We start from the raw sequence: 4,225 nt of genomic DNA on the forward strand, positions 1-4,225 counted from the left end.
GGCGGCCACGCCAGCATAGAGTATAAGTTTCATCATGTACCTTCCAGCACCCCTTCGCCACTTCGTGGCCCTCTTCCCCTAAAGGGGACGCAAGGACGTTACGTGCTATACTTCCCGCCTCACTCGTCATTCCAAGCGCAGTGAAGAATCTCGGTACCAGCCGTTAGCAGCCCATTGGCAAGTAAATACAGTCGGTGAGAAGCCGCCTTTCGGCGGCCACGCCAGCATAGAGTATCAGTTTCGTCATGTACCCTCCAGCACCCCTTCGCCACTTCGTGGCCCTCTTTTCCACGGGAAAGCATGTCACTGGATTCTCAGGTCGCTATCGCTCCCCTACGAATCCAGTTCCTTTGCCACCCTAAAGGGGACGCAAGGACGTTACGGGATTTGCTTTTGTGTCACAAGTGCTGCATGGCGAAGTGCAAAGACCCCCATCCGGCTGCGTCTCCAGGCGCTGCTTTCATTTACCATTTTCCACTCTACGAAAAAAGCAGCAGAGCCTCTTTGGTTCTGCTGCTTTTTATCAGTTTCCTTCCAGCTGGGCCACACCAAGCGGCGGGCTTTCGAGGAATTTGACCTTTGGATTTCTCTGGGCCAGCCAGCCTGCCTGCCAGGCGTTGGGCAGGAGGTATACCGGCCGTTCGCGGCGGTCGTAGACCACCATGGCGTTGTCGATGCCTACCAGCTCTTCCGGCGGTACGTCGCCTTCGGTCCAGCGGGCAGCGGTGAAGCCCAGGGGTTCCAGGTTCACGGAAACGTTGTATTCGTTTTCAAGACGGTATTTCATCACTTCAAACTGCAGCTGGCCTACAGCGCCGATGATGAAGGATTCCATAATATAGGGCTGTTTGTACACCTGGATGGCCCCTTCCTGGGCCAGCTGGGTGACGCCGTTCAGGAACTGTTTCCTCTTCATGCTGCTTTCCGGGGAAAGACGGGCGAAGAGTTCCGGCGGGAACACGGGGAAGTCGATGAAGGTGACGGGATGTTTCTTTTCGCATACCGTATCGCCTACGCCCAGTTCGCCGGTGTCGAAGACACCGATAATGTCGCCGGGGTATGCTTTTTCCACGGTCTGCCTTTCGGTGGCCAGGAACTGCTGGGGCTGGGAGAGGCGGATCATTTTGCCGCTCTGGCGGTGAAGCACACTGACCCCTTTTTCAAAGACGCCGGAGCAGATACGCATGAAAGCCACCCGGTCATGGTGCTTGGGATCCATGTTGGCCTGGATCTTGAATACGAAGGCAGAGAAGTTCGGATCCTCCGGTGAAATGGTACCTTCCAGTGTCTTTCTCGGTTCCGGCGGCGGTGCCAGTTCAAGGTATTTTTCCAGGAAAGGCTGTACGCCGAAATTGGTCATGGCGGAGCCGAAGAACATGGGGGTGAGCTCCCCTCTGGCCACTTTGTCCGCATCAAAAGGATCTCCCGCTTCATCCAGAAGTTCCAGGTCGTCCTGCAGGGACCGGATGATTTCAGGGGTCAGATGAGAGACAATCTTCTCATCGTCCATTTTCCCGGAAATCACTTCCAGTTTCTTCACGCCATGGGCATTGTCCTTGATGAAAAGGTGGCACATTTCCGTTTCCCTGTCGTAAATGCCGGTGTAATCACCGTTTACGCCAATGGGCCAGTTCATGGGGCAGGAGCGGATGCCCAGCACGTCTTCAATATCAGCCATCAGGTCGAAGGGATTCTTGCCGAAGTGGTCGATTTTGTTGACGAAAGTAAAAATAGGAATCCCCCGGTCGGAGCAGACCTTGAAGAGCTTCTTCGTCTGGGCTTCCACCCCTTTGGCCACGTCGATGACCATGACGGCGGAGTCCACGGCCATCAGGGTACGGTAAGTATCTTCCGAGAAATCCGCATGGCCCGGGGTATCCAGAATGTTGATACGGCAGCCCTGGTAGTCGAACTGGAGCACGGAGCTGGTGACGGAAATACCACGCTGCTTTTCGATTTCCATCCAGTCGGATACCGCATAGCGGGCCGTCTTCCTTGCCTTGACGGAGCCGGCCAGATGGATGGCGCCTCCGTAAAGAAGCAGTTTTTCTGTAAGCGTCGTCTTGCCGGCATCCGGGTGGGAAATGATGGCAAAGGTACGGCGTCTCTTTATTTCTTCCAAATCAGTCATGTTTCACCTCAAAAATAAAATAAGCGTCATATCATTATACCCCATGGGACAGGGATGTGGAAAGGGATTTCCCTAGAATTAGTGGACTAGTGGGCTAGTGGACTAGTGGACTAGTGGGCTAGTGGGCTAGTAGGCTAGTGGGCTAGTGGACTAGTGGGCTAGTGGGCTAGTGGGCTAGTGGGCTAGTGGGCTGGCGGGCTGGTAGGCTGGCGGGACAGCAGGGCAGCTATCCGTTATCTGCCGGCTCCTTCCCGCCGGATATGGTCATTCCAAACGTAGTGAAGAATCCCGGTACAAGGCGCCGGTGACTCATCACCCGTAACTACCGGTCGGCGGGAAGGAGGACTCACTACCGCCTGCCGCTTCGTCATTTCGAGCGATGGGACATGACGGCATGAAACTCCATCTTGCCTTGGCAACAGTGAAACGGAGCCGAGAAATCTCCCTGCTGTATGATACCTCTCAAAGCAGCCGGTTTACATCGTGTTTCTCAGAGCTTCGCCCGGCTCCCTTCAGCTCAAACAAAAACAGCCCCAGAGAATGATTTCCTCTGTAAAGGCTGTTCTGTACCCAATTATCTGGCTGCTACGCTGATAGAATTGCCATGGGTCTGGTTGGCCGGATCCATCACTTCTTCCAGATTATCCGGAGTGGCCTCCAGGTCTGTGTCTTCTTTTACCGTAACAATGAATTCCTGTCCCGGATTGTAGTAGTAATTCTTCCCTTTCATAAACAAACCGCCTACCACAGTCACAGCTGCCGCCACTGCGACTGCGCCGGCATCCTGTCTTCCATGGGCATTCACATATCCATTCACCGGCACCTTGACGCCATTAATGGTTGCTACATAGGGCACATTGAATTCCAGCTTGCCGCCGCGGCCGAACATCCCGTTCCCATGGGCCTTCACCACGATACCTTTGACCTCTTCCCCCTGAGGAATGACAACTACATCATTAATAATGGTATCCTCCATGGTCTTCAGCTTGAATGTGCTTCCTGTTTTCGATTTCTTGGAGCTGATGGGATCCACCAGCTCAAGCCTGATCTGGGTATCCTTGGGAATATATAAATCCCCTTCCTGCACCGTAGAAGTTTCTTCCGCCGCTTCCGGATGAAGAGCTGCATTGGCCCTTTCTTTGAAATCAGGCTGTCCTTCTTCCGTATCTGCATCCTTCTTCTGATCCTGTGCCTCCACCGGTTCAGCGGAAGCCATAATCGCCGGTTCCAGTTCCGCAGGCGCATCTGCCATGGTGACCATACCACCAGGCGCTGCCATCAACAGACATAAACTTAATATAAGAGCTTCTTTTTTCATCATAAATTCCCCTTTAAATGAAAAACATGAAACCAGACTTCAGGAAAGCACTGATCCGTTCATAGCGCTTCCCCCCTCGGATGTATCCTCTCTCCCGTCCCCCTTTCTTAAGGAAGCACTGATTCATTCATAGCGCCTGCTTTTATAAGGATTTTTATGCACTGCTGTGTCACAGGACTCCTTAAACAGCTCGCTATTTCCTTTCCCATTCCTTGCATTGCGTAAATAAAAGCAGCCAGTGCTTGAACCGGCATTCCCTTAAAGTCTATTATATGTGATGTTCTATTACATACTATTTTACTCCCCTCCATTCTGAAGTCTATACAAAATTTTTATTTCACCCTATATAGCAAGGCTCTATAATAAAAGCCGCTGATACCGCTCTGTCCGCCCTCTCCCCTCGCCTGAAAAGCTATGATATAATACATACAGGTTTATGGCTCTGCCATATGTGTTTCCTGCCGGAGCGCAGGGGAACGGAGGATACTATGAAGAAGTACATTTGCAAAGTCTGCGGATGGATTTATGATGAAGCACAGGGTGATCCGGACAACGGCATTGAACCGGGCACCAAGTTTGAAGACCTTCCGGCTGACTACATCTGCCCCATGTGCGGTGCCGGAAAAGAAGAATTTGAAGAATACGACGGCTGATTAAGTAAAGTAAAAAAAGAGCTGTGAAGAAACGAATCATTTCTTCACAGCTCTTTTTTTACTGTCATTTTATCCTTTGCCGCCTCCAAATGGCGTTAAGGAAGCGCTGATTAAATCGTTATC

3 protein-coding genes are annotated in these 4,225 nt (G+C 52.0%); 1 reads left to right on the plus strand and 2 read right to left on the minus strand.

What is annotated here, in order from left to right:
- Positions 1 to 523: 523 nt before the first annotated feature.
- Both B2Y11_RS08650 and B2Y11_RS08655 read right to left on the minus strand, forming a co-directional pair.
- Complete coding sequence (locus B2Y11_RS08650) at positions 524 to 2,131, minus strand: peptide chain release factor 3 (RefSeq protein WP_291058057.1); 1,608 nt, start codon at positions 2,129 to 2,131, stop codon at positions 524 to 526.
- Positions 2,132 to 2,705: 574 nt separating this feature from the next.
- Positions 2,706 to 3,452: a hypothetical protein gene (locus tag B2Y11_RS08655; protein WP_291058058.1), complete on the minus strand. Its 747-nt coding sequence runs from the start codon at positions 3,450 to 3,452 to the stop codon at positions 2,706 to 2,708.
- A 485-nt stretch (positions 3,453 to 3,937) separates the two neighbouring features.
- On the opposite strand from B2Y11_RS08655, the gene rd reads away from it, so the two are divergent.
- Positions 3,938 to 4,102, plus strand: a complete 165-nt coding sequence (gene rd / locus B2Y11_RS08660) for a rubredoxin (RefSeq protein ID WP_291058059.1) — start codon at positions 3,938 to 3,940, stop codon at positions 4,100 to 4,102.
- Positions 4,103 to 4,225: the final 123 nt, after the last annotated feature.

The sequence above is a fragment of the Dialister sp. UBA1703 genome (genome assembly GCA_002320515.1).
Classification (GTDB): Bacteria; Bacillota; Negativicutes; order Veillonellales; family Dialisteraceae; genus Dialister.

Excerpts from the sequence above, each read along its gene's own strand:
- B2Y11_RS08650 (WP_291058057.1), bottom strand. The coding sequence starts at position 2,131 with ATGACTGATTTGGAAGAAATAAAGAGACGCCGTACCTTTGCCATCATT.
- B2Y11_RS08655 (WP_291058058.1), bottom strand. The coding sequence starts at position 3,452 with ATGATGAAAAAAGAAGCTCTTATATTAAGTTTATGTCTGTTGATGGCA.
- rd (WP_291058059.1), top strand. The coding sequence starts at position 3,938 with ATGAAGAAGTACATTTGCAAAGTCTGCGGATGGATTTATGATGAAGCA.